The sequence below is a fragment of the Acidovorax bellezanensis genome, from assembly GCF_025421555.1.
GTDB lineage: Bacteria > Pseudomonadota > Gammaproteobacteria > Burkholderiales > Burkholderiaceae_C > Comamonas > Comamonas bellezanensis.
The window spans coordinates 1-23,092 of the sequence record NZ_JAODYH010000015.1; the positions used below are offsets into that span (position 1 = coordinate 1).

19 protein-coding genes and 1 pseudogene are annotated in these 23,092 nt (G+C 63.5%); all 20 read left to right on the plus strand.

The window, feature by feature from the left end:
• A pseudogene (locus tag N0K08_RS20750) lies at nt 1-847 on the plus strand (hypothetical protein); the annotation flags it as partial.
• Between the two features lie 83 nt (nt 848-930).
• Nucleotides 931-1,446 carry an OmpA family protein gene (locus tag N0K08_RS20755; protein WP_261502316.1) on the plus strand — a complete coding sequence of 172 codons (516 nt, stop codon included), beginning with the start codon at nt 931-933 and terminating at the stop codon, nt 1,444-1,446.
• Between the two features lie 33 nt (nt 1,447-1,479).
• Nucleotides 1,480-2,982, plus strand: coding sequence for a hypothetical protein (locus N0K08_RS20760; protein WP_261502317.1), 1,503 nt, complete (start codon nt 1,480-1,482; stop codon nt 2,980-2,982).
• Nucleotides 2,983-3,520: 538 nt separating this feature from the next.
• On the plus strand, nt 3,521-5,347 hold the full coding sequence (locus N0K08_RS20765) for a peptidase domain-containing ABC transporter (RefSeq protein WP_408642990.1): 1,827 nt from the start codon (nt 3,521-3,523) through the stop codon (nt 5,345-5,347).
• Nucleotides 5,344-6,732 carry an HlyD family type I secretion periplasmic adaptor subunit gene (locus N0K08_RS20770; protein WP_261502319.1) on the plus strand — a complete coding sequence of 463 codons (1,389 nt, stop codon included), beginning with the start codon at nt 5,344-5,346 and terminating at the stop codon, nt 6,730-6,732. Before N0K08_RS20765 ends, N0K08_RS20770 begins: the two co-directional genes overlap by 4 nt.
• Before the next feature lie 5 nt (nt 6,733-6,737).
• Nucleotides 6,738-8,369, plus strand: a complete 1,632-nt coding sequence (locus tag N0K08_RS20775; RefSeq protein WP_261502320.1) for a TolC family protein — start codon at nt 6,738-6,740, stop codon at nt 8,367-8,369.
• Between the two features lie 91 nt (nt 8,370-8,460).
• The gene (locus N0K08_RS20780; RefSeq protein WP_261502321.1) at nt 8,461-8,670 is read left to right on the plus strand and encodes a Flp family type IVb pilin; all 210 of its coding nucleotides are present in this window, start codon (nt 8,461-8,463) and stop codon (nt 8,668-8,670) included.
• Nucleotides 8,671-8,677: 7 nt separating this feature from the next.
• Nucleotides 8,678-9,244, plus strand: a complete 567-nt coding sequence (locus N0K08_RS20785) for an A24 family peptidase (protein ID WP_261502322.1) — start codon at nt 8,678-8,680, stop codon at nt 9,242-9,244.
• A 122-nt stretch (nt 9,245-9,366) separates the two neighbouring features.
• Complete coding sequence (cpaB, locus tag N0K08_RS20790) at nt 9,367-10,413, plus strand: Flp pilus assembly protein CpaB (protein WP_261502323.1); 1,047 nt, start codon at nt 9,367-9,369, stop codon at nt 10,411-10,413.
• Between the two features lie 91 nt (nt 10,414-10,504).
• Nucleotides 10,505-11,935, plus strand: a complete 1,431-nt coding sequence (locus N0K08_RS20795; protein ID WP_261502324.1) for a type II and III secretion system protein family protein — start codon at nt 10,505-10,507, stop codon at nt 11,933-11,935.
• A 4-nt stretch (nt 11,936-11,939) separates the two neighbouring features.
• Nucleotides 11,940-13,460 carry an AAA family ATPase gene (locus N0K08_RS20800; RefSeq protein WP_261502326.1) on the plus strand — a complete coding sequence of 507 codons (1,521 nt, stop codon included), beginning with the start codon at nt 11,940-11,942 and terminating at the stop codon, nt 13,458-13,460.
• 6 nt (nt 13,461-13,466) lie between these two features.
• On the plus strand, nt 13,467-14,798 hold the full coding sequence (locus tag N0K08_RS20805; protein ID WP_261502327.1) for a CpaF family protein: 1,332 nt from the start codon (nt 13,467-13,469) through the stop codon (nt 14,796-14,798).
• Nucleotides 14,795-15,742 carry a type II secretion system F family protein gene (locus N0K08_RS20810; RefSeq protein ID WP_261502328.1) on the plus strand — a complete coding sequence of 316 codons (948 nt, stop codon included), beginning with the start codon at nt 14,795-14,797 and terminating at the stop codon, nt 15,740-15,742. Before N0K08_RS20805 ends, N0K08_RS20810 begins: the two co-directional genes overlap by 4 nt.
• A gap of 97 nt (nt 15,743-15,839) precedes the next feature.
• Nucleotides 15,840-16,832 (plus strand): type II secretion system F family protein, encoded by a 993-nt coding sequence (locus N0K08_RS20815; RefSeq protein ID WP_261502329.1) that lies wholly within the window; start codon nt 15,840-15,842, stop codon nt 16,830-16,832.
• 6 nt (nt 16,833-16,838) lie between these two features.
• Nucleotides 16,839-17,771 (plus strand): tetratricopeptide repeat protein, encoded by a 933-nt coding sequence (locus tag N0K08_RS20820; protein ID WP_261502330.1) that lies wholly within the window; start codon nt 16,839-16,841, stop codon nt 17,769-17,771.
• Between the two features lie 10 nt (nt 17,772-17,781).
• Nucleotides 17,782-18,219, plus strand: a complete 438-nt coding sequence (locus tag N0K08_RS20825; protein WP_261502331.1) for a DUF3613 domain-containing protein — start codon at nt 17,782-17,784, stop codon at nt 18,217-18,219.
• 52 nt (nt 18,220-18,271) lie between these two features.
• The gene (locus tag N0K08_RS20830; RefSeq protein WP_261502332.1) at nt 18,272-18,811 is read left to right on the plus strand and encodes a TadE/TadG family type IV pilus assembly protein; all 540 of its coding nucleotides are present in this window, start codon (nt 18,272-18,274) and stop codon (nt 18,809-18,811) included.
• 1 nt (nt 18,812) lies between these two features.
• Nucleotides 18,813-19,283 (plus strand): TadE/TadG family type IV pilus assembly protein, encoded by a 471-nt coding sequence (locus N0K08_RS20835; protein ID WP_261502333.1) that lies wholly within the window; start codon nt 18,813-18,815, stop codon nt 19,281-19,283.
• A gap of 36 nt (nt 19,284-19,319) precedes the next feature.
• Nucleotides 19,320-21,584, plus strand: coding sequence for a pilus assembly protein TadG-related protein (locus N0K08_RS20840; RefSeq protein WP_261502334.1), 2,265 nt, complete (start codon nt 19,320-19,322; stop codon nt 21,582-21,584).
• Between the two features lie 43 nt (nt 21,585-21,627).
• Nucleotides 21,628-23,088: a sigma 54-interacting transcriptional regulator gene (locus N0K08_RS20845; protein WP_261502335.1), complete on the plus strand. Its 1,461-nt coding sequence runs from the start codon at nt 21,628-21,630 to the stop codon at nt 23,086-23,088.
• The last annotated feature ends 4 nt before the right edge of the window (nt 23,089-23,092 follow it).

Here is a 23,092-nt window from a genome sequence, read left to right on the forward strand (position 1 = left end):
CAACGGCCTGGTCGGTGGCCTGTTGGGTGACAACGGCCTGGTCGGTGGTTTGCTCGGCAGTGTCAACGGTGGCGACGATCTGGTGGGAGGCCTGTTGGGTCACGACGGCCTGGTCGGCGGTCTGCTTGGCGACAATGGCCTGGTCGGCGGCCTGTTGGGTGACAACGGCCTGGTCGGTGGTCTGCTGGGCGGCGTGACCGGCGGCAACGATCTGGTCGGGGGCCTGCTGGGTGACAACGGTCTGGTCGGCGGTCTGCTGGACGACAACGGCTTGCTTGGCGACCACGGTCTGGTCGGCGGCCTGCTGTCTGGCGTGACTGGCGGCAACGATCTGGTCGGCGGACTGCTGGGTGACAACGGCCTGGTCGGTGGCCTGTTGTCCGGCGCGACCGATGCCAACGGACCGGTCAGCGGGCTGCTGGGCGATAACGGCCTGGTCGGCGGATTGCTGTCCGGTCTGACCGGTGACAACGGCCTGGTCGACAGTTTGACCGGCGACCACAGCCTGGTGGATGTCCTGGTCGGCGACAACGGCCTGGTGGGCAGCCTGGTGGGCGGTGTAACCGGCGGAAATGACCTGGTCGGTGGCTTGCTGGGCGACCAAGGTCTGGTCGGTGGCTTGCTGTCCGGAGTGACCGGCAGCAACGGCCTGTTCGGGGGCTTGCTCGGCGGCAACGGTGGCTTGGCGGGTGGCCTGCTCGGCAACGGCGCACCCCAGGCGTTCGCCAGCGCTGAATCCGGGGCGGAACAAGGCATCGCCGTGGCGATCAGCAGCCTGTCGGATGCAGGCGACGCGGCCTTTCATTCCATCCTGCCCCAGCAGTTGCAGCACAACCTGATCGCTTGATTCTCCACCGCGGCCCATCACGTCGCAACAACGCCCCTGCCACAGCCCTGCTGGGCAGTGACAGGGGCACGCAAGGATTTGCCATGACCAAGAACTACCCGCTCTACATCACCCTGCTGCTGGCCTGCGGCCTGACCGCCTGCGGCACCACGTCCAGCAGCCGCTCACAACGCAGCGAGGGGCACTATGCGTTTGGCAAAGCGCCAGCCGCCCCTGCCAGTTCCAGAGTCGCTCCGGTCGAGACTCAGCCTGTGCCGGTCAAGCCGGACCAGATGGCGCGCATTGTTTACTTCGATTTCGATGCATATACCGTGCGCCAGACGGATCGCCCGATTGTCGAAAGCCATGCACGTTGGCTGCGCGACCATCCACAACAGTCGCTGATGCTCCAGGGGCACACCGATGCGCGTGGCGGCATCGAATACAACCTCGCGCTGGGGCAAAAGCGCGCGGAGTCCGTGCGCAAGAGCCTGGAATTGCTGGGCGTGGAAAGCAACCGGATAGAAGCCGTGAGCTACGGCAAGGAACGCCTTGCCGACACAGGCACCAGCGAAGCGGCACATCAGCGCAATCGCCGCGTGGAATTCGAGTATCGGTAAGCGCGCTCCCCCCTCTCTTATCAGTTGCGTGCGATGAAAGCCTTGACCCACAAGCCCTCACTCACCGACATCAGGCAGGCTGTACCGGCGAAGATCGATGTTCAACCCGAAGAGGTATCGATCACGCTGGCCTTGCAGCTGAGCACAAGCCTGAGGTACCTGGAAGCGCACATCACGCTGCTTCCCGAGCCGTACTCCTGCTGCATGCTGTTTTTCACAGTGACCGCCGAAGGACAGGATGCTTGCGTTTTCATTGTCCGCAGGGACACCCTGGAAGCGGCGTGGCGCGAAGGCGCGACCCGCGTGCGTCAGTGGGCATGGGTACGCCAACTGAGCGCCGTGGATCTGCGCATCGACTGGCCGCAAGAAGTCTCGGTGATCGACAGCCGAATCCCCTGGCTTTGTCAGTTGGATTCGGCTTCCGCATGGGCGCTGGCAGACGAAGACCTCGAGTACGCCGAACTCCTGCCGCCGATGGAGCTGTCCAACGTCAGCCAGGCCACGCTGCACACGCGGCTGAAAACCTGCGTGCCTGTCAACAATGTCCCCGCGGTCACGCCTGCCAACTTGCTGCTGCGACTGCGGGGCTTGCATGTGGACAGCAATGGCGTGCAAACCGTCCTGCCAAGAATGCCAGGGGCGCGGTGCACGCCCGCTTCGCCCATCGATCCATGGCAGCCATTCATTCCGACGGTAGACATGCTTTGCCAGCAACAGCAACGCGATGGCAACTGGTTGAATGTGATGGGTTGCGACCATCTGGGCATGATTTACGCCCTGCTGCTCGCGCAACGCCATGTTGCTGCAACCGAGCCGGCACATGCCATGCTGGCCCAGGCCATAGACCGGGCCATTGCATACCCCGGGAAGAACACCGACTCCTGGCTCTTGCGTACGGATACCGCGCACATAGAGCAAGCCATGCGTCTACTGGTTTACACCCGGTATATTTCCAGCCGACAGGGCGGCCGCGACTTTCCCAACCTCATAGGCCATACGGCGCAGCTGGCCGAGAATCTAAACTCCCTGGAAAGCACCGCTTCCGCCCAGGCCAAGCCATGGACATCGCTGGCACTGGACGCATTCGATCAATGCCAAATCCATGTCGCCAATGAGACTGGACAATCGCCAGCATTCAAAGCCAGGCAGGCGGGCGTATTGCCGCCAGAACCAATTCCGGAAGCATTCCTCAAGCCACCCCCGATAAATCGTCAGAGCAATGACGACTTCTATGCTGATGGTTTTGATAACCAGCGCTGGCAGTCCATTGCCATTGCTGAAATTTCACTGCTGAATCCATGCCACGGCGCCTTGCGAGATAAGCACTATCTTCGCTGGGCGCTGGCCCATAGGCATTTTTATTGCAGAGAGGTCAACGGATCATCCGGCCCCGGCTGGCCCTCCTTGGCCCCACTCTCGCGCGAGCAGGCGGTGCTGCTTTCGCTGGCGCCAGGTTCCGATCTGGTGAGCAACTGCAGCGCGGCCGCGCTGTTGCTGTTAACCGCGTTCTCCACCTACAAGCTGTTCAACCCGTAAGCGATCACGAAGTTTTCACACCAGCCCCAAAGCGCACCCCTGCGCGGGAGTGCGCATTCTTCTTTGATTTTTTGAGTTTGGCAATCCCATATTTTGATGAATTTACAAAAATCGAAAAAACCTGACAGCAATTTTCGCATTTGTTCGCTATCAAACCAAGGCGAATCCAATTCTTAACATTTGATTCAAGCTGTTACAGCCACCCGCAAGCACTCAAGAAGATGTGCAGCCATACGAAACATGCCGCACACGATTGCCTATCCCACACACACAAATCCAATAAATAGACAAAAACTATGCATCAGTTCACCCATTCAAAAACCCACAATCATTTATAGACAATAACAATTGATTACTAAACTAAACTAATATAAACACACCTTGATGCAGATCAATACGCAGTTAGAAATCTCTCCAGTCATTCATCGTAATTGGGAAAAACTATCGCCTTCGAAAAATCAAAAAACAATGGTTATTTCCAGTTCTTTCGCAGTTTAGACCGGTGATCCGACCATAAAACCAAGATTTCCCTGCTCCCATGCTTCAATACCTGCTCCCCCGTCATTTGCTCAAGGCCACAGACAAAAATCTGCAGGCAGATAAGGCTGCGGGGTGTGCCACGGCCATTGCGGATTCATTCGACAAAGCATCCCGGCATTTGCGTCAGGCGGCATGGCTTTCCTTGCCCATCAGCCTGCTGGGTCTGCTGCCCTCGATTTTTCTCTTGCAGGTCTACAACCGGGTCATCTCCCGCGGCGGTACAGCGACGCTCACGGCCATGGTCGCCGGTGTTCTTTGCTTTCTCAGCCTGGAGCTGTGGCTGCGCCGCAGACGTGCCCGTGCCCTGCGCGAAGCGGGCGCGACCATAGACCGGGAAGTCACGCAAGCCCTCATGAATGGCATGCTGCGCCATCCACTGCTGACGCTGGAGCGGCGCTCGGCCAGCCAATGGCTGCAACTGTTTCGCGATATCGGCGCCATGCGCTCCTGCGTGTCCGGCGGCCTGGCGGCCTCCCTGCTCGACCTGCCCATGGCCTTGATCGCCCTGGTCGTGGTGGGCATCATCGCCTGGCCGGTGCTGCCGGTGATCCTGGTGGCCATGCTCATCTTGAGCGTGCTGGCCTGGTGGTGGGCCGACGAAGTACGCAGCGCACGTGTGGTGGAAATTGACCAGGCCCGCCAGCTGGACCGCGGCACGGCCGAAATCTGCAACGCCCGCGCCACGCTCAAGGTGCTGGGCTTTGACGATGCCGCGAAGCAGTCCTGGCAGTCCGGCTACGACCGCTGGCTGGCCGAGAGCTTTCGCAAGAACGGCGAGATGGAAAACGCCAAGGAAACCAGCCATGTGCTGCTCACCTTCTTTTCAGTTGCCGTCATTACGGTGGGCGCACTCGCCATCAACGCCCAGTGGATGAGCATAGGCAGCCTCATGGCCGTCAATCTGCTGTCCGGCAAAGCCCTGGGGCCGATTGCCCAACTCGCCAGCAACTGGCGCTCCCTGGCGCGCGCCAATGAGGCGACCGTCCGTCTGCAGGCGGTGCTGGAGGAGCCCCTGGAGCCCGAAGCCCAAACCCTGGAGCCACCCCGCCCGCGCGGTGCCTTCCGACTCGAGCAAGTCAGCTTCCATTACCCTTCGGGCCATCTGGCACTGGAAGAGGTTTCCCTGCAGTTGGGCCCCGGCGGGATACATGCCATCCTGGGACGCAACGGGGCGGGAAAATCCACGCTGGCCAAATTGCTCGCCGGGCTGTACCAGCCCACGCAGGGCAGCATCTTCATCGATGAATACGACATGGCCCAGTTCTCGCGCCGTGATCTCGGACGCTGGGTGGGCTGCCTGCCCCAGCAGTCCTACTGGTTCAGCGGCCCCATCATCGACGCCTTGCGCATGGTCAATCCCGAGGCCGACAGCAACAAGATTTTCGTCGCCTGCCAGTTGTCCGGCGCGCACAGCTTCATCAGCCGCCTGCCGGGCGGCTATCAGACCGTACTGGGCGAAGGCGGCGCGGGCTTGTCCGCCGGCGAGCTGCGCAAGCTCGGCCTGGCCCAGCTGTTCCTGCGCAATCCTTCGGTGCTGATTCTCGACGAGCCCAGCAGCGACCTCGACTTCGAAAGCGAAACCGCGTTGCTGCAGACGCTGCAGCAGATTGCCGTCAAGCACACGGTCATCGTCGTGACCCATTCGCTGCGTGTCGCGTCGCTGGCCCAGCACATCTACCACGTGCGTGGCGACGGGCAGGTTGACCACGGCACGCCCGAAAAAATGCTGCCAGAGCTGTTTGGCGTCGCACGCAATGCGGCCACAGCCGAGGGCGCAGCAGCCACTTCAGCGCCTGCCCTGAAGCAGGAAGTGGTGTCCATATGAAGCCCGACCGTGACGATGATCTGCCCGAGGTGCTGCGCCATGCATGGGCCGCGGATGCCCGCTCGCAGGCCGCCAAAGGCGAGACGTCCGATGCCGATGCCGCGGACGCTGCTGCCGCGGAGCGGGTCCACACCAGGCGCATCACCCGCAAACGCCTGCTGATCTGCGCGGTGGCCATTCTGGTGGCCGTCGGCCTTTTCTATCCCGTGGAAAACGTGGTCGTCGCCAGCGGTCAGGTGATTCCCTCGGACCGCGTGCAGACCGTGCAGCATCTGGAAGGCGGCATCGTCACCACCGTTCACGTCAAGGAAGGCCAGGAGATCAGCAAGGGCCAGCCCATCCTGGAAATCGACCTGGGCAGCACCAGCCTCAACCTGGAGCAGCTCACCGCCCGCAGCGCCACCGCTCAAGCGGTCAAGACACGCCTGGGCGCCGAAAGCCAGGGCCGCCTGCTCAAGGCAGCGGACTTCCCTGCCGACCTGGACGCCCGGATTGCGCGCGCCGAATTGGGCTCGTTCAATGCGCGCGCGCTCGAATACCAGGGTGGCCTGGCCTCCGCCCAGGCCATGCTCGAGCAGGCGCGCGGCGATGTGGCGCAAATCCAGGCCCGCATTCAAGGCCTGGAAAACAATCTGCGCCTGCATGAACAGGAAGCCGCCATCGCCAACCAGTTGGCAGCCGAGCAGCTCATAGGCCAGCTCGAAGTCATCGACAAGCAACGTGCGCTGGAATTGGTGCGCACCGACCTGGCCGCTGCCAAGCAAAACCTGGTGAGCAATCGCGCCAAGGTCGAGCAGGCCCAGGCCAAGCTGCAGGAAACGCAGGGTACATTTCGCCGCCGAGCTTCCGATGAATTGGCGCAGACGGAGCGCGAGCTGCTGAGCCTTTCGGAAGACCTCTCCCGCGCCCAGAACCAACGCACACGCACGGTGGTGCTGGCCCCGACCGACGGCATCGTCAAAGGCCTGCGCAGCTCCGGTGCCGGCTGGGTGATCAAGCCTGGCGAGCCCATTCTTGAAATCGTCCCGGACAAGGATGAAATCATGGTCGAAGCCCGCCTCAATCCGTCCGACCGCGGCTATGTCCATGCGGGACAGGCCACCAAGGCCAAGATTTCGGCCTACGACTATTTGCGCTATGGCTTCGTGCCAGGCAAGGTCCGGCTGGTCTCGGCCGACGCCGACCGCGATCCCAACCGCCCCGACGCGCCCTCATATTTCCGCATCCAGGCCAGCCTGCAACAACCCTGGGTCGGTCGCATCGACAACCGCATCACCACCGGCATGCAAGCCGAGCTGGACCTGCTGGTGGGACATGAGCCATTTATCTGGTACCTGCTGCGCCCCGTGCTGCACATCCAGAGTGAAGCATTCCGGGAGCCCTGATGCCCATGACATGTCTCCACGCTTTCGCACGCTCTGGCACGGGATCCAGCGCCAAGGCCTGGGTCATGCTGCTGATCGCACCTTTGGCCTGGACCCTGGCCTCGGCAGCACCGGAGCAGGATCCGCCAGAAAGCTATCCGCTGCTCGCCCTGGTGGATGCACGTGGCACGGGTCCCGCGCCCAGCGCCAGCGCTCCCCCCCTGCAACTGTCCCAGCAGCTGACACAGGATTCGCTGGCCGGCAACAGCTCCCGCCAGCAGTTGCTGGAAGCCCTCAACGCCCTCCTCATCGCACACCCGGACGTACTCAAGGCCCGCTCGGCGGCGGAGTCCGCCGGGCATGATCTGAGCACGGCCAAAGGCGCGCGCTGGCCCACTTTCAAGGTCGGCACGTCCTCGGGCAGTGCCACGCTGGGCCAGAGCCGAAACCAGCGCCGTGAGTCCTACAACGCCCTGAACGCCGAAGTGCGGCTGAATCTGCTCGACGGCGGCGCCATCAGCTCGGGCATACGCTCGGCCGAACAAATGGAAGCCGCGCAGGGCAGCATGCTCTACAGCACCCAGCAAAACGTGCTGCTCGAAGCACTGACCGCTTTGCTGGAACTGCACCGCTTTGACCGCAAGTCCCGCATCGCCGCCGACTCGGCGGAGATCATCGGTCAGCTCGCGCGCGTCGAGGAGCGCCGCGCGGAACTGGGCGCCGTAGGCCGCAATGATTTGCGCCGGGCGGCCTCGCGCCAGGCCAGCGCCCTGGCCCAGCAGCATGGACTGCAATCCGAGCGCATGGACGCCCAGGCCCGCTTCACGCGCTATTTCAACTACGCGCCCGCCGACAAGGGGCTGCCCGAACTGCAGGTGCCCGCGCAATGGATGCCGGTGAGCGAGCAGGCCACGCTGCAAAATGCCGAAAACCACAGCGCCGAGCTGCGCGAAATGGGCCATCTGATCGCACGCGCCAGCGCCGAAGTCGAACGCAGCAAGGCCCAGCGCTTTCCCACGCTGGCCGCAACCATCGCCAAGACGCACGATCCCAAAGGCGTGCTCTACAACGCAGGGACCCGCTACGGCGTGGACTTGAACTGGAATTTCGGCAACGGCTTTGAGCTGCGCGACCGCATTCTCAAGGCCATCAACGAATTGCAGGCCCAGGAAGCGCAGCAGGAAAGCGTGCGCCGCCAGGTGCATGAAACCGCCTCCGCCGCCTGGGGTCGCTGGCAGTCCGGCCGCCAGCGCGAAACCCAGCTCACGAGTGCCGTACGCGAAGCGCGCTTTGCCTTCGAAGGCTACCGCCGCCTGCTCGAAGTGGGCCGGGGCAGCCTCGCCCAGGTGCTCGATGCGCAACTGGACATGCAGCGCCTCATGCTGGACGAGGCCGACGCGCTGTACGACCAGCGCATCAACGAGCTGCGGCTGGTGCGCACCACCGGCCAGTTGCTCCCCCAGGACCTGCCCGAGCACTGGCTGGAGCAATTGTTCGGCCCGCCGCCAACCGCCCTGGCCCGCGCTCAGGCCGCCATCCCGGACACCGTACCGAACGAACGCCCCATGGTGATCGCCCAACGCCTGCAGCTTCGGCTGGAGACCCGGCTGGATCCGAAGCTATGGTCCCACCCCGTCACCAGCGCCATGCGATGGTGATCGCTCCCTGTTTCCTCGCAGCACCTGGCGCTAGCCCATCGTCAGTGACTGTTTTGTTCACATGGGCCTGACTTTGGATGGAGATCTCGCTATGACCAACCTCATCAAGAATTTCTGGAATGACGAAGAAGGTGCGACGGCCATTGAGTACGGGCTGATTGCGGGACTGATTGCGGTGGCCATCGTCACGATTCTCAGCACCCTCGGCGGCCAGCTCGAAGTGATCTTCACCAAAATTTCCACTTCGCTCAAAGCGGCTGGTACCGCGACGCCCCCGACTACGCCGACACCTGGGGGCTGAGGCGTTCATGCACTTCCCCGCCCTCTTGCTGCCCCTCTGGCTGCTGTGGCTCATCGCCATCGCCGTCATGGACTTCCGCGTCCGCAAGGTACGCAACTGGATGGTGCTGCTGGGCCTGACCATGGGCCTGGCAGCACTGGCAGGAGACCTGCACTCCTTCCAGGTTTCGGCCTGGCAAGGACTGGCCGGCATGCTCGCGGCGTTCGCCGCGTTGCTGCCGTTCTACCTGCTGCGCTGGATGGGCGCCGGGGATGTCAAATGCGCCGCCGCCCTGGGCCTGTGGTTCGGCTTTTCGCCAGCTCTGCTGCTCATCTGGGTGGGCGGCAGTCTGCTGGCGGGCGTGCACGGTCTGCTGGTTCTGGCATGGCGCAGGCTTCAGGCAAGTGCCTATGCGAGCTGGCTGCAGGCCCGTCTGCCCCTGCGCATGGCCACGGTGCTGGGCATGCCAGCCACCACCAGCCCCGTGCCAACCGACGGACAGCGCGTTATCGAGCGCAGCATTCCTTACGCAGGCTATATGGCGCTCACCGCGATCTGGATCGTGCTGGGCCACGCACAGGCTTTGGCCACCTAGACAGAAACGATGTTGTGCATCTCCTGCTCCCCCATTTCTCACCAGCCCACCGCCGCGTGTGCGGCGACAGGCCTGCGGTTTTCGCGGATTTTCAAAAATAACGATGCAAGGGAGCGCACGCTGTGAACCTCACCAAGATCTTCGCCGGACTGCTGCTCGTGCTGGCCGTCGGTCTGGCCATCGGGGCCTGGATGCTCGGCCGCCAGCCGGCACGCGTGGCAGCACCACCGCAAACGACAGTGCCTTCAGCGCAAACCCAATCGGCGGAACAGCATTCCGTGGTGGTGGCGGCCAAACCCATCGCGGCAGGCCAGCGCCTTGCGGCCGAGGACATCAAAGTGGTCCAGTTGCCCGCGGCGGTCGCCCACAGCTTTGCCGCCACCGATGGCGTGCTCGGCCGCACCACGGTCATGGCCTTGCCGGCCGATGCGCCCCTGTTCGACCAGCACCTGCTCAACGGCCTGGCCCTGCAGCTGGAAAACGGCCAGCGCGCGCTGTCGGTCGTGGTCAAGGAGCCCATGGCAGCCGGCCACCATGTGCGCCCTGGCGATTTCGTCGATGTGTTTTTCACGCTGGACGGCAAGAATGACCAGGCGGCCGTGGACACGCAGACCCGCCTGCTGCTGTCACGCAGCCGCGTGCTGGCCTATGGCGCGGCCAGCGTGGAGAACCCGCCCCCCAGCGAAGCCCAACGCAAGGCCCAGCAAGAGCAGGAAGCCCGCGAAACAGGCATTGCCGCACGCCGCGGCAGCGGCAGCCGCGAGAGCCAGAACGCGCGCGTCGACAGCGCCAACACCGCCGTACTGGCCGTGCCACTGGCGGATGTGGAGCGGTTGACCCTGGCCGAGAAATACGGCCAGCTGACACTGGCCCTGCGCCACCCGGACGACATCTCTGTCCCCGACCCTTCCTTGTTCGCGGCCCTGCCCACCGTGCTGCAGCCCGTGGCCGGCCGCCTGGGCAAGGGCGAGGCATTGCAGGGCGCGGACCGCTCCTTTGCGGGCCTGCGCTTCAAGGACCTGGCCACGGGAACACAAGCGAGCAACACACGCCGCCCGACGGCCCAGTTGCAAGCGGCAGCCACGGTGCGCCCACCCATCGCCCAGCCACCACGCCAGCAGGCGGTAGAGCTGTACCAGGGAAGCAATGCGCTGGCCGTGAGCTATTGATGCGGCGCCATCCCCCCGCAGCCTGTTGTTCCGCAGCAGCCACTTTCGACCACCGACGTAAAACCCCGGGTACGCACACAGGGGAGAGACCATGAAAACCGAACACATTTCGCCATCCACCTTATTCGGTCTCATCGGCAGCCTGGCCTTGTACGGGTACGCCGTGCCCGGTGCGGCGCAACCGTCGTATTCACCGGCCCAAGCCGACGGTTCGGAGAGCAAGCGCGATACCGCTGCCGTGCTCGATCTGGTGACGGGCAAGCAGCAGTTGCTCAATCCCGGCACGGCCATTGCACGCATTGCCGTGGGCGACCCCGCGGTGCTGGACGTGAAAGTGCTGCGCGATCTGAGCCACACCACCTCCAGCGTTGCGGGCGCGCCCAAGACGGCACAGCTGCTTCTCACGCCCAAGGCCGCGGGGCGCACCACCCTGGTGGTCTGGCCCGTCAACGGCGCGCCGCAAACCTGGGAAGTGCGTGCCAGCGCTCCGCGTCTGTTGCTGGAGCGGCGCCTGGCCTCGCTGCCGCAGCATGCGCAGGCACTGGCCGAGCTGCGCCAAAGCGCCCCCAAGGACGCCGTGCTGCTGGACCGTTCGCAGATCCAGGTCGCCAGCAACACCGTGCAAGTCGATGTGCAGGTGGTGGAGTTCAAGAAATCCGCAATGCGCAGGGCCGGCATGAATTTGAGCAGCGGCGGGCCCAACGACCATGGTTTCCAATTCGGAATCACGACTCCCGGCATCAGCAATGGATCGGGAAGCAGCGGCGGCTCTTCCGGCAGCGGCAGCTCAGGCTCGTCTGGCAGCGGCGGTTCGTCAGCGATCACCAGCGCCATGAACCTGGTTCTCAGCTTTGGCAAGGCCTTCAGCGGCCAGGGCATTGTGGCCCAGCTGGGCTTCCTGGAGAGTAATGGACTGGCCCGGATACTGGCCAAGCCCACGCTGGTCGCGCACACCGGCCAGAGCGCCAGCTTTCTGGCGGGGGGAGAGATCCCGATTCCCGTGCCCTCCGGCCGCGACGGCAATATCGCGATCCAGTACAAGGAGTTCGGCGTCAAGCTGCAGCTCACGCCCACCATCTTGTCGAATGAGCGCATTGCCCTGAAAGTGGCGCCAGAAGCCAGTGACCTGGACTTCACCCAGGGCGTGACCATCAGCGGTGTCTCGGTACCGTCCGTGCGCACGCGCCGCGCGGACACCATGGTCGAGCTGGCCGATGGCGAGAGCTTCATCATCGGCGGCCTGGTCAACCGCACCACCATGTCCAGCGTCAGCAAGGTGCCGCTGCTCGGCGACCTGCCCATCCTGGGCACCTTCTTCAAGAACCTGAACTACTCGCAGGAAGAAACCGAGCTGGTCATCATCGTGACGCCGCGCCTGGTGCAGCCGCTGCCGGCCAACACCAACCTGGAGGCCATGCTGCCAGGTGCGCGCTCGGAACAGCGCAATGCCGCGGGCGTCTGGGCACCGTACGTCGTAGGTGCCCCCTATGCCAACTCCGCTGTGCCGGGCTTTTCCTATTAACGCCATGATCAACGAACCTTCTGTTCAGCATCCAACTGGCGCGCCCTCGCTGTCGGACCTGCTCGCCTCGCGCGCGCTGGCGGACCTCCCAGAGGCATTGCCCGCCGCGGCCCTGGATGGCAGCGCCGACCTCGACCGCTACCTGGGCAGCAACACCGAGCTGCCTGCGCCGCAGAGCAATCCGTCCGCCATGCAGGAACAGGATGGGCCCGCGCCGTTCACTCCGGCGGACATGGGCAACACCCTCCTGGCCGCGCGGGTGCCGCTGCTGCTCGTGCATTCCGGGTTGTCGGAAGGCGCGCTTGTCCAGACCTGGATGCAGCATGTGCTCAAGGGCAGTCCTGCCCACATCGCCCGTTTTCAGGACAACGTGCTGGAGCTGGCGCAGTACCACCAACCCCATGCGTTTCTGATCCAGTTCGATCCGCACTGTCTCGATGCCGCGGTGGCGCTGGCAACGCAGCTGCAGGCGCTGTACCCGCAGATCCCGCGCCTGGCGATCGGGCGCATCAAATATGCCCAGTGCATGCTGGCCGCGTTGCGCACCGGGGTACAGGATTTCCTCGACATCGATGCCTCCATCGATGCCGCGCAACAGGCTTTGCGTCATCTGATCAACGGCACACCCGCCGCCGGAATTCGCGCCCCCCGCGCACCGCAAACCGCCATTGTTTCGGCCCGCTCCGGGCTAGGCTGCAGCCTGCTGGCCGCGCACCTGAGCTGGCATCTGCAAGCACGACTCACCCGCCCGGCGCCGATCCAGCCCCCGCATGGCATCGCTGCCGCGCCAGCGGCAACGAATCCCGTCGATCCCGAGTCCCTGACCAACCTGTTGATCGAACTCAGCAACCCCGGCGGGGATTGCGCGATCTACCTGAACACGCCTGGCGAATTCAGCTTCACGGATGCGGTGAGCCAGCAGCGGCGCCTGGACCTGCGCATGGCCCAAAGCGCGCTGGCCCGCCACGACAGCGGCCTGCGCCTGCTGACGCTCACGCGCCAGACACGCGCGCCCTCTTCCACCGAAGTGGAAGCCCTGCTCAAACGTCTGAGCCAGTACTTCAAGCACATCGTGCTTGACCTGGGCGCCAACACGGCGCCTGAGCTTCTCAAGGACGTGCTGCCCAGTGCCAGCGAAGTCTGGGTGGTGTGCGACCAGAGCGTGGCCAGCGTGGTCTGGACCGCGGAGCTGTTGCAGCAGCTCGATGCGTTGCAGATCGACCGTGAGCGCATGCGCCTGATCGTCAGCCGCCACGACAGCAGCCTGGAACTGAGCGCCCAGCAGGTCGCCCGCCAGTTGCAGCTGCCTTTGCTGGCCCACATTCCCGAACGCCGCAGGCAGCTGTCCCAGGTGGTCAACCAGGGCATGCTGCTGGCGCCCCAGCAAAAACGCGAGCCCTACGTGCAGGCCATTGAACAACTGGTGGCCGGCCTGCTCGCAGAGCATCACCCGGACAAGGTGCTGTCGCCTACGGCACCTGCCAGCACGCTCAGCCGACTGTTGCAACGCATGAGAAGAAACTGAAGCACCATGATGACTACGGCTTACCCTTCCACCGCACACACCAGCCTCGCCGAGTTCGAGCACAGCGCACTGTTCGCCGAGCTCAAGAACACGGCCTACGAGCATTTGCTCAGCCGCATCGAGGAACTGGGCGCCGAATTTGGTCGCTGGTCTCCAGCCGCCATTGCCCAGTTCGTGAAGCTCGAGCTGGACAGCTTCATCCGGCTGCATGCCGTGCCCGTCAACGACCAGGAAGCACAGCAGGTCTGCAACGCCTTGACCCGCGAGCTCACGGGGCTCGGGCCCCTGCAGGTGCTGCTGGACGACGTGGACGTCGAGGACATTCTGATCAACGGCCACCAGGAGATCTACGTCTCGCGCGGCGGCATGCTGCAGCGCGAAACTTCGCAGTTCAAGGACGATGAACACGTGATGCGCATCGTGCGGCGCATCCTGGCACCGCTGGGGCGCCGCCTGGACGAATCCAGTCCCATGGTGGACGCACGGCTGCCCGATGGCGGCCGCATCAACGTCATCATCGCGCCGCTGTCCATTGACGGGCCCTCGGTGTCCATCCGCAAGTTCCGCAAGGACCCCTTGACGCCGCAGGACCTGGTCAGGCTGGGCACCTTCAATACCGATATCTGCCGCATCCTGGAAATGGCCGTGCAGGCCCGCTGCAATATTCTGGTCAGCGGCGGCACCAGCTCGGGCAAGACTTCGCTGCTCAACGCCCTGGCCAACTTCATTCCCAGCCGCGAGCGCATCGTCACCATAGAAGATACGGCGGAACTGTCTCTCAACCACAGCCATGTGGTGCGGCTCGAAAGCCGCCCGGGCAGCTTTGACGGAACCGGCCATGTGAGCATTCGCGATCTGCTCGTCAACAGCCTGCGCATGCGCCCTGACCGCATCATCGTCGGCGAAGTGCGCAGCGGCGAAGTGCTGGACCTGCTGCAGGCCATGAACACCGGCCACGACGGCTCCATGGGCACCATTCACGCCAGCTCGCCACGCGAATGCCTGTACCGGGCCGAAATGCTGGCGGGGTTTGCGGGCTTTCAGGGCAGCGAGGTCAGCCTGCGACGCCAGATTGCCAATGCCGTGGACTTCATCGTGCAGATCGGCCGCCTCTCCAATGGCCGGCGCCGCCTGCTGTCGTTGACCGAATTGACGGGCATGTCAGACAACGTGATTTCCATGCAGGAGCTGTACCGCTACGAGCCCCAGATGGGCGCCGACGGTCAGGAAGTCGACCATTGGGTCTCTATGGGCATCTCCCCGCACTCGCCCAAGCTGCTGAGCTGGTGGCGTTCGCAGCAGCAATCCGGCCAGGGCGGCCAAGGCAACGCGCGATGACAGGCATCTTGATCCTCTGTGCCCTGGCCTGCCTGCTGCTGGCCCTCGCGCTGTGGCTGTTTTCCAGCGCCAAACACAAGGAAGCGCAGGCGTCCATCCAGAGCACCTTGCAGCGCGGCCTGGAAATCCGCCGCGAGCTGCATACCAACGGACCGCTGGCCATGCCGGGCATGGCCGCCGCCCAGATGCCGGCGCAGGTGCGGCCCCGTGGATTGCCTTGGCTGGAAGAGCATCTGGGCTTCAGGGCCTGGGGCATTGCGCCGCGCACGCTGGCACTGCTGGTGCTGGCCATGCTGGTTCTGGCTTCGCTCATGGCCCTGCAAGGCGGCGCCATCATGGGCGTGGTGGTTTTTGCGTTCTGCCTGCTGCTGGGCACGTTTGGCATCTGGCTGCGATTGGGCCGGCGGCGCGCAAAAATGCTGTCGCAATTGCCCGGTTTTCTCGACAACCTGGTGCGGCTGATTTCCATCGGCAACTCGCTGCATGCGGCTTTCCAATTCGCCAGCAACAACGTTCCCCAGCCCCTGGGCGCAGCGCTGCAGGATGTGTCGGCTTCGCTCAATGTCTCGCCCGACCTGGGCCAGGCCATGGAGCAGATGGAGCGCACCTGGGGCTTGCCGGAGTTCGGCCTGCTGGCCGCGGTCTTTCGCACCACCACACGCTACGGCGGCCGCGCCGATCTGGTGCTCGAACGCGTTTCGGCCTACATCCGCGATCGCCAATCCGCCGAGCGGGAGCTGCATGCCCTGTCAGCGGAAGTGCGCCTGTCGGCCTGGATTCTGGCGCTGCTGCCCGTGCTGGTGGGCACCATGATCATGGTGCTCAATCAGGGCTACTTCATGCGCATGTGGCATGACCCCGTGGGCCAGAAAATGATTCTCATCGCCGCAGGACTGCAGATTTTCGGCTCGTTTTTTCTATACCGCCTGGCCCGCCTCAAGTAACGCGGTCATTGCAGGAGAACACCATGCCTTTGAAAATCACTTCTTTCTTTGCACGCCCCGCTTGCTGCGAAAGTCCTATGCCAGCCAAGGTGCGCGCATGACCGCGCAGCAATTGCTGACCCTCAGCCTCGCGCTCGCCGCGCTGGGCGCCAGCCTGCTGGTCGGGGTATTGATCTGGCGCGAATTCCGCTCCGCGCGTGCCGAAGCGCGCGTGGGAGAGGTGCTGCAAGCCCGCGAGGCCAGCGCCGCGGTGATGAATCCCTTTCCCATGCCCAGCGCCCAGCCGCTGTCGACCAGCCCGGCCAGCATCAAGGCGGAGGCCGCCATGGCGCAATCGGTGGCCAATAGCATGAAGCCTCCGCCCTGGCTGAACTCGCGTGTGGCGAAGGCGCTTTTTGCGGATGAAGACCGGCAGTTGATAGAGCAGGCCGGCATCGAAGTCGCAACCGGCGGCCTCACCTACGTCATCAGCCGTGTGGTGCTGTGCCTGTTGCTGCCCATGCTGGCGCTGCTGCTGCTGCAGCCCACAGGCATCAAGGCACTGATGTATGGCTTTTTCGCCTTCGGCCTGGGAGTGATGCTGCCCAAATGGGTGATCCGTTCCAAAGCCAGCAAGCGGCGCACGCAGGTCGTGGAAGAGCTGCCGCTGTTCATGGATTTGCTGCGACTGCTGCAAGGCGTGGGCCTGAGCATCGACCAAAGCCTGCAGATTCTCGCCACGGAATTCGGCAGCGTGCTGCGCGTGATCAGCGCAGAACTGGCACTGGCCAATCGGCTCTACAGCAGCGGGCGCAGCCGCGAGCAGTCGCTGCAACGCCTTTCCGTGCTGGGTGCCGACGATGACATGAGCGCCGTCGTCAACCTGCTGGTGCAGGTGGACCGGCATGGCGGCGCCGTGCAGGAGCCGCTCAAGGAATTCAGCATCCGGCTGCGCGAAAAACGCCAGGCCGGCTTCAAGGAAAAGATAGGGGCCATCACGGTCAAGATGACCGGCGTCATGGTACTGACCTTGCTGCCCGCGCTCATCGTCATCACGGCGGGCCCGGGCTTCACCGCCGTCATCCGGTCGCTCTCTGCCATGGGAGGCTAATAAGCCATGCGAATCAAGACAGACCCTTTCAGGAGCCGGACCGCCACATGGCTGGTGCTGGCCACAGGCGCGCTGGCGCTCGCGGGCTGCGCCTCCAAGCCCGCGCAAGGCTATGGCGCAGCGGAGCAGAACATCGCGGCACAGGCCCAGCAGCAAATGGAAAGCGCCGAGCAAGCCACGCAGGTCGATCCCCAGAAGACTTATCTGAATCTGATAGCGCAAATGCAGCAGGCCCAGCAGTGGTATGCCTCGCTGGCCCATGCGGATGCTTTTGAGCGCCAATACGGCAGCAACCCGGAAATTCGTCTGAAGCGCGCCGACGCGCAGCGCAACACCGGTCAGCCGCAGCTTGCGGAAGCCAACTACCGCGCGCTGCTGGGCGATGCGGACAGCAACACACAGGCCCGCGCCCATCGCGGTCTGGGCCTGCTGTACGCCGGCCAAAAGCGCTACGCGCAAGCGGTCAGCCAGTTGGAGCGGGCTCGCCAGCTCAACCCCATAGACGCCGATGTGCTGGCCGACCTGGCCTATACCCATATGCTCGATGGCCGTCTGGCTGCCGCGTCCCTGCCCATCCTGCAGGCGGCGCAGCTGGCGCCAGGCAATGCCCGCGTACAACTGAACCTGGCGCTGTACTGGCTGGCCAATGGGGACCAGCACCAAGCCTCGCAATTGCTGCAGCGCCTGCGCCAGCCCCAGGCCAAGAACACCCCGCCGCTGATAGACGAAACGTCTGTGCAAACCCTGCAGTCGCAACTCATCACCATCGAGCAGGCGGTGCGCGCGCGCCCCCCCGCGGCCGACACGGCACCCGCCATTGCGCCCCCCGGCGCGGTGCGAACCATCGTCATCGAGCAGCTGCCGCCTCAGCACGCTGCCCCATCCCGTATCGATATCGTGCAGGCGCCCGGCAACAGCACGCCATCCCAGCCGCAATAAGGAGCAAGCCATGACTTTCCCCCTCGCGCCATGCGCGCGCCAGCACCGTCCAGCCCGATGGCTGATACCGGCCATCGCTGTGGCGATCAGCGCCGCCGCCCATGCCCAGGAGGATCAGGCACCCAGCCGCGCTGTCGCCTTCGTGGAAACGCAGCTCAGCACCGCAGCCCCCAACAGCCCCGCGGTGGACGGCGCCCTCATCACGGCTATCTCCACAGAAGTCCCACCGGAGTCAGACCGGGCGCAGCCCATGCCCCTGCCTGTTCGGCGCATCGACATCGGCAGCGCCACGCAGGCGCTGTGGGACATGCAGCGCGCCTCACCCGGCGTACGCCCCCGCCCCATCGACGGAGAGCAGGCCAGCCGCAGCTACCAGCGCTATCTCAAGAGCTTTGAAACCAGCATACCCGAGCATTACGAGTCGGGCCTGAGTCTCAAGAAGCAATAGTGCCATTGCCCCCATTCACCGCCCCCGCCAAGCCAACACAAAGAGCCATGCCATGTTTCAGCGACCTGCACCCCCTCTGAACGGCGCCGCCAGACGTCGCCATCAGCGCGGTGTTTACGCGCTGGAATGGGCTCTTGTCTTCATCGCTTTTTTCATGCTGCTGTACGCCATCGTCAGCTTTGGGCTGGGCTTTCTGGTGCGTGAATCCATGCAGTGGGCCGCCGAAGACGGCGCGCGTGCCGCGCTGCAATTCCAGAACAGCCGCGCCGTGCGCAAGGACCGCGCCCTGGCCGTGGTGCAAAGCAACCTGGACTGGCTGCCCGCGGGGCTCAAGGCAACGATCAATCAGGGCAGCAACTTCAGTTTCATGGTCTGCCGACTCAATGACAGCGCGAGTTGCACCGCCAACATGGCGCCCGGTGCGATCGCCTGCGACCCCGCCACCAACAAGCCCTGCATGCTGCAAGTGCGCTTGACGCTGCCGTATGCACAGCACGCCTTCACTCCATCATTGACCATGGGCTTGATGGAAATCGCCATGCCCAACCTGCAGGCACAAGCCCAGATTCTGGTCGATCAGGAAGGGTTTTGACATGCGCCACTGGCCCGTTTTTTCCTCTCGAAAACAGCGTGGTATCGCGGCGCTGGAGTTCACCATTCTGGCGCTGTTTGTGATGGTGCCCGTCTTCCTGGGAGTCTTCGTCTTCTGGGAAGTGCTGCAAACGCAGCAGGTGATCACCCGCGCCACGGGCGACGGCGCCCGGCAGGTGTCACGCATGCTGAACACCGCCAGGGCGAAAAAACCCGACGGCAGCTACCCGTCCAGTACGGAAGCCCGCAACACCGCCGCGGTACTCGCGCGTGCGTCCATCAGCGCCGCATTGCGCAGCCATCTGGGCAGCGATGTGGACAGCCGCCTTACGGTCGATCTGCAGCCTTCCGGCGCTGACCAGTTGGCGTTGAACGTCACCTATGCGCGCCCTGCGCTGCTCGGCGCTGCAGGGGGTCTGAATTTCATCGAGCCTCAAACCCTCCGGGCCCACAGTCTGATCAACGGGCATTGATTTGCGGCCTCCACCATGCAACAGGAAACCTCCACCATGCAGCCGATCGCTTTCAAGCATGCATCGCGCACGCACAGTTTCCGCCGGCTGCACCCCACTCCACAACGCGGCAGCGTGCTGATTCAGTTCGCGGTGTTCCTGTCCATCATCGTGCTCGTCCTCGGGGTCGTGGATCTGGGCTATTCCTTCTATGCCAAGCGCGACCTGCAGCGCATCGCGGATCTGGCGGCCATTGAAGCGGTGCAGGGAATTGATCTTCCCGGCAACAGCGCGCCCTGCATCAACGCCGGCACCCGCAGCGTGGAAGCCAATTGGCCCGCGCCCATCAGCCCCACGTCCAAGACCGTGGTGTGCGGCGAGTGGAACAGCAAGAAATACACCGCACCACGTTATTTCAGTGCCAACATCACTCCGCTCAACGCCGCCCAGGTGGTGCTGATCGGCGAATCGCCCCACTTTATCCCCGGCCCCTGGAGCCGCAGCATTCGTGCGGAAGCCATTGCCCAGCGCAGCATACCCACCGCCACTTTCCAGGTCGGCTCGCAACTGCTCAACCTGAACAAGGATGCCCCCTTGGGCAAGCTGCTCACGCTGATCGGCCTGGACGCCAACAAGCTGACCGTGCTGGATGCCAATGGCCTGGCGAATGCCAAGATTTCACCCTCGGGGCTGCTCAAGGCCCTGGGCATAGACCTGGGCATTGATGGACTGGCGGCGCTCACGCCTCAGCAGATTGCCCAGGTCAGCAACCTCACGCTGCTGCAGGTGCTCAACGCCTCGCTGGACGTCATCTCCGACGACACCCTCAAGGCGGACCTGCGCGCCGCCATCGATGTCATCAAGGATTTGAAGATCGAGGGAGTGAAACTGCTGGACAGCAAGATCCCCTTGCTCGGCGACTCCAGCACCGGCACACCGGGCATCTTCACTTTTCTGTCCCTGGGGAAAACCACCTCGCCCAATGGCGCGGCGCTCGATGCCCAGGTCGCCGTGGGCGCGGTGCTCAACACCGCCATCATGATCGCGGCCAACGGCCATGCACTGGAGATCAAGGACACGAACATCCTGAATGTCATCAAGCTCGGACTCACCGTGGTCGAGCCGCCCACCATCGCCAGCGGCCCCATAGGAACCATGGCCAACAGTGCGCAAATCCGGCTCAACCTGGACATCGACTCCAAAGGCCTGCCCGTCTTGGGAGATCTGCTGGATCTTCTGGGTTTGCGCATACAACTGCCCATCAAGATCGACAGCGTGAGCGCCGATGCAACGCTCACCGCCACCTACTGCCCTGACCCCGACCGCGACAACCAGCCGTCCATCGATCTGGGGGTGGACTCGCGCGTGGCAAAAATCATCATCGGTCACCCTGAGCTCAGTCCCACGGACCCGAAGAACCTGCTGATCAAGACGCCTCTGTCCCTGAATGTCCGAGGCCCGATCACCACGACGGTACTGGCGACACGCAATGAAACCATGAACCTGATCGATGAGGAATCGCTGTGGACGAAAGTCAATCCCCTGTTGCTGGGGGATACCTTGGGGGCCCTCAGCGATACGATTTTCAAGCTGCTGGGCGGTCTGTTTTCCCCTCCCTCACTGGGTTCGAGTTGGCAGGGCAGCAGTCTGGATGGAAGCGCACAACAAGCCCAGGACGCCCAGATCGCGATGCTCGCCAAAGCCTATCTGGAGAAAACCCAGGTCAATGGTTTCTACAACGTACCTGCCGTCATCGATTTGATGGTCAAGGGTTCGGGCACGCCAGGAAGTGAAGGCTATATAGGAACACTCGTCAAAAGCGATTTCCTGTTCGACAACGCCATTCCCACCAGTTGTTTCCTGGTCATCTGTCCACCCGATAAATGGACACAGGGCCACTTTTCAGAAGCCTTCAAGGCCTATACGACGGTCCCCTACGGCCTGTTGGATGCTCTTGGCATTTCGACACTGGGCAATGGCTATACCAGTTGCGCAGGCCTGTTGACAGCACTGCTGGCAGGCAACGCATGTATTGAGGCCAATTTGAAAAATCTGCTGAAGAAGCAAATTGCCAATGTGAACATGACCGATGCAAACGCCCTGGTCGACTCCCTGAAAAATCCGAACTCCGACTCCGTGACTTGCAGCGGTGCACTCTGTGTGCTGCTCAAACCCATTTTGAATCCCATCAAATGGCTGCTCAATGGTCTTGGCGAAGCCATTCTCTCGCCACTGCTGACCAAAGTACTGGGGCTTGAACTGGGCCGCAATGAAGTCAAGGCGCTGGACGTCAAGTGCAATTCCGCCCAACTGGTGTATTAAATGAAGCAGACCCCCGCATGCGTGGACAACAAGGAAAAGCAACGTGAATCAAGGTGATCTAGTCATCTACGTCTGGGAAGGCCAAGCCGATATTGCCGAGCGGGTAGAGCGCTGCATGCTCAATATGGATGTGGGCGTAGTGCGCGCCGATGGGTTGAACCTGCCGACGGCCACGGCCGACAGCAGCAATGCCATTGCGGTGGTGAGCGTTTCGGTGCTCGAAGGCGCACGCTTCAACCGCCATCACATCGAAGGCACGTTTGGCGGAATGCCGGTGCTGTGGGTCAGCTCCAACTTGCGCGGCGCCAGCGCCGGCAGCTATCCCACCGAGTACTCGCATGTGCTGCCATTCGACTTTACCGGCGCCGAGCTGCGTGCCATGCTGGCGCGCATATTGCAGCGCCTGCAAAGCACCCAGCACCAGCCTCAGCGCTCGGACGAAATCATCGCCGTCGCCGATTGCATGCTCAGCCTGCTGCATGACGTGGACACTTTTGCCGACTGTGAACACAGCGTGCTCATCACCGGCGAGACCGGCACCGGCAAGGAGCGCATCGCCGAGCTCCTGCATGTGCGCAACACCCACTACGGCCAGGGGCCGTTCGTGGTGGTCAACTGCGGCGCCATCCCTGACGGCTTGTTCGAATCGCTTTTCTTCGGCCACGCCAAAGGCTCGTTCACCGGCGCCGTGACCGCGCACAAGGGGTTTTTCGAGCAGGCCAGTGGCGGCACGCTGTTCCTGGACGAAATTGCCGACCTGCCGCTGTACCAGCAGGTCAAGCTGCTGCGCGTTCTGGAGGAGCGCACCGTCACCCGGTTGGGATCGGTCTCCCCCGTGCGGCTGGATTTCCGGCTGGTGGCTGCCACCAACAAGCCTTTGCGCGAGCAGGTGCATGCCGCCAAGTTCCGCGCCGACCTGTTCTTCCGTCTGGCGGTCATCGAGCTGCAGATTCCCAGCCTCGAGGAACGCGGCGAAGCCGACAAGCTCGCCATCTTCAGCAGCATCCTGTGCAAGGTGGTGGGCGATGAGCTGATGGCGCAACTCGGCGAGCCGCCCTTTTTCATCCTCGATGCCGTGGCCCAGATGTACTTTCCCGGCAACGTGCGCGAGCTGCGCAACCTGACCGAGCGCATAGGCGTGGCCGCCCGTCAGACGCAAGACTGGCTGGCAGGAGGCGCCACCGAGCGCATTCTGCGCCAGGCGCAAAGTCTGTCGGCGGTCACCATACCGCTTGCGGCAAGCAGCATCGATCCAACACCTCCCAGCCGCGCCAACTGGGACCAGGAAGAACGCAACCGCATCATCGCCACCTTGGGGGCCAACGACTGGAAGCGCCAGAACACGGCCGCCCAGTTGGGCATCAGCCGCAAAGTGCTGTGGGAAAAAATGCGCAAATACCAGATCAGCGACGGAGAGCCCGAAGTGCCGCTGGCCATCAGCGCCTGCGCCGATACGGAGGTCGATGCGCAGAGCAACGCCAGCCACGTTCTGGCGGGCAAATGAAGCC